Genomic DNA, 2,893 nt, shown 5'->3' with positions numbered 1-2,893 from the left:
GCCCTTCACCGCGCCGCGCGGCACCAATGAACGGACCTGGCTCTACCGGATGCGGCCCAGCGTGCGCCACACCTCGCGATTCACCGAAGTACAGCTTCCCTTCTGGAAGACAGCTCCTTGCATCGACCAGCATGACTTGCCGATTGGCCCATTGCGCTGGAGCCCGCCGGAGCAGCCCACGGGCGAGCTGACCTTCCTGTCCGGACTTCGCGCCATGACGACGGCGGGTGATGTCCACACCCAAGTCGGCATGTCGGCTGGCATCTATTTCGTCAACAGCTCGATGGTGGACGACTACTTTTACAATGCCGATGGTGAGATTCTCGTCGTGCCGCAGCAGGGCGTCCTCGGCTTCTTCACGGAGCTGGGTCGCATTAAGGTGAGGCCCGGGGAGATCTGCGTCATGCCTCGAGGTATGAAGTTCAAGGTCGAACTCGTGGAAGGCCCGGCACGAGGCTATTACTGTGAAAACTATGGTGCCAAGTTCACGCTTCCGGATCGTGGCCCGATAGGTGCCAATTGCCTCGCCAATCCGCGTGACTTCAAGACGCCCGTTGCCGCATACGAGGACAAGGAAACGACCTGCCGGGTCTGGGTCAAGTGGTGCGGCAAGTTCTACCACTGCAATATCGGCCACTCGCCGCTTGACGTTCTGGGCTGGCACGGCAACTACACGCCCTACAAATATGACCTCAACACCTTCTCACCCGTGGGATCGATTCTGTTTGACCACCCGGATCCATCCATCTTCACGGTCATGACAGCCCCGACGGGAGAGGAGGGAACCGCGAACGTCGACTTCGTGATTTTCCCAGAGCGCTGGATGGTGGCGGAGAAATCCTTCCGGCCGCCGTGGTATCACCTGAACATCATGTCGGAGTTCATGGGCCTGATCTACGGCCGCTATGACGCGAAGCCCAACGGGTTCCTCCCAGGCGGTATCAGTCTGCATAATTGCATGCTGCCGCACGGACCGGATCTCGCGGCCTTCACTAAGGCTTCTACAGAAGAGCTCAATCCGCACAAGCTGACTGATACGCTAGCTCTCATGTTCGAGACCCGGTACCCTCAGCACCTCACCGCCTATGCTGCCTCTCTCGCTACGATTCAGCACGATTATGACCGGTGCTGGGATGGGCTTGATCGTAGATTTACGGGAGACCCATGAAGCTCGCATCACTGAAGTTCGGTCGCGATGGGAAGCTCGTCATCGTGTCGCGCGATCTCACTCGCGCTATATCAGCCTACGACATCGCCGATACGCTGCAACAAGCTCTCGACAACTGGGAGAAGGTGGCTCCCCTGCTGGCCAAACTTGCAGAGCAAATAGAACACGATTCCGTTCCGAGTGTCCGCTTCCAAGAGAATGAGTGTGCCTCTCCCCTGCCGCGCGCCTTCCAGTGGGTGGACGGCTCCGCCTATGTGAATCACGTCGAGCTCGTTCGCCGGGCACGCGGCGCCGAAATGCCGCCGAGCTTTTGGACTGATCCCTTGATGTACCAGGGAGGTTCCGACACCTTCCTGTCTCCCTGTGATCCGATTCTGATAGCGGATGAGGCCTAGGGCATTGACTTTGAGGGTGAAGTTGCCGTCGTGACGGGCGACGTTCCCATGGGCGTCACTGCAGCCGAGGCGGGGAAATGCATTCGCCTCATCATGTTGGTAAACGACGTTAGCCTCCGCAACCTCATTCCTGCCGAACTCGCGAAGGGTTTCGGGTTCTTTTATTCCAAGCCCTCCTCGGCTTTCTCTCCGGTCGTCGTAACGCCGGACGAACTGGGCGCGGCGTGGGATGGCGGAAAAGTCCATCTCCCGCTGAACGTGGACCTCAACGGCAAGCCGTTCGGCCGGGCGGATGCCGGTGTTGACATGACCTTCGACTTCCCCGCTCTCATCTCGCACGCTGCGAAGACGCGCCCCCTGGCAGCGGGAACCATCGTCGGGTCCGGTACCGTGTCGAACAAGTGCGCCGACGGCAGCCCCGGGCGTCCGGTCAGTCAAGGAGGCCTCGGATATTCCTGCATCGCTGAGATCCGGATGATCGAAATAATCGCCGGAGGTGCCGCCAAGACTCCCTTCCTCCGCTTTGGCGACCGAGTACGGATCGAGATGAAGGGAAGCGATGGCCATTCTATCTTTGGGGCCATCGAACAGAGTGTTGAGCGATATCGGCCGCGGAATGCCGACAAAATATGAATATAGGCTGATTTGGCACGAGAGCGTTCCCGTCACGGCGGCACTCTTCGGCCCCGAGCCACGAGACGGGCGTTCCTCGTGGCGCAGCGGACCTGCTTCTGGATAGAGTTCGGCCAGCGGCTTGGCAAGGCGCTGCTGCCGCTGGCGTGGCGCTATGTCTCCAAGAGGATGCCGCCGGAGGAGGAGGCTGCATGGCGTCAGGCGGAGAGGCGGGGGTAGGGGAATGAGTGGTTGAAGAGGCGATGGCGGCGAAGTTCTGGCCGGTGAGCGAGATGGCCAAATACTGATCGTATTTCCACTTTCACATCGACCGATCTCGTCCACAACGAGGTGGACGACAGAGCTGCGACGAGCCAGAAATCCTCACCCCTCAAGTCAGTCGGCTTCTCTCACGATCGCGGTCGCCGGACGTTCTGGGCCATTGCAGGCTCGTCTCATTGAGATTGACCCCCGAATGCTCGTGAGGCCGTCAAGCTGGTCTCGGGAGGTGTTGGTTCGAGGAGCGATCAACCACAAACGTCCGCAGCGGTCCAAGCTTAATGCTCATCCCCCAATCGCGTGCAAGGTCTTTTCTCAAAAGCGATACTTGAAGAGGCCCCGCGTTTCGTAAGCGTCTGCCGCCTCTTCGATAAAGGCGGCCATTCCGGGAGCCGAATATTCGTTGCGAAGCAGATCCGCGGCGTCAATCAGCGCCGAC

The 2,893-nt window shown here is 59.7% G+C and carries 3 protein-coding genes and 1 pseudogene; 3 read left to right on the top strand and 1 reads right to left on the bottom strand.

What is annotated here, in order from left to right; all coding sequences use genetic code 11:
• The 3 genes and pseudogenes from hmgA to ACILRA_RS21705 form a co-directional block, all read left to right on the top strand.
• The coding region (gene hmgA / locus ACILRA_RS21715) for a homogentisate 1,2-dioxygenase (protein WP_395664120.1) at positions 1-1,168 on the top strand (1,168 nt) is incomplete at its 5' end.
• Positions 1,165-2,196 (top strand): annotated as a pseudogene (locus tag ACILRA_RS21710) (fumarylacetoacetate hydrolase family protein). The gene hmgA and the pseudogene ACILRA_RS21710, both read left to right, overlap by 4 nt.
• Before the next feature lie 78 nt (positions 2,197-2,274).
• The gene (locus ACILRA_RS21705) at positions 2,275-2,415 is read left to right on the top strand and encodes a hypothetical protein (RefSeq protein WP_395664119.1); all 141 of its coding nucleotides are present in this window, start codon (positions 2,275-2,277) and stop codon (positions 2,413-2,415) included.
• 354 nt (positions 2,416-2,769) lie between these two features.
• On the opposite strand, the gene ACILRA_RS21700 is transcribed toward ACILRA_RS21705, so the two are convergent.
• Positions 2,770-2,883 carry a diol dehydratase small subunit gene (locus tag ACILRA_RS21700; RefSeq protein ID WP_395664121.1) on the bottom strand — a complete coding sequence of 38 codons (114 nt, stop codon included), beginning with the start codon at positions 2,881-2,883 and terminating at the stop codon, positions 2,770-2,772.
• Positions 2,884-2,893: the final 10 nt, after the last annotated feature.

The sequence above is a fragment of the Aestuariivirga sp. genome (assembly GCF_044239095.1).
In the GTDB taxonomy this organism is placed as follows: Bacteria; Pseudomonadota; Alphaproteobacteria; order Rhizobiales; family Aestuariivirgaceae; genus Aestuariivirga.
Note: the sequence above shows the minus strand (reverse complement) of the source record. Positions and strands in the feature narration are given on the sequence as shown.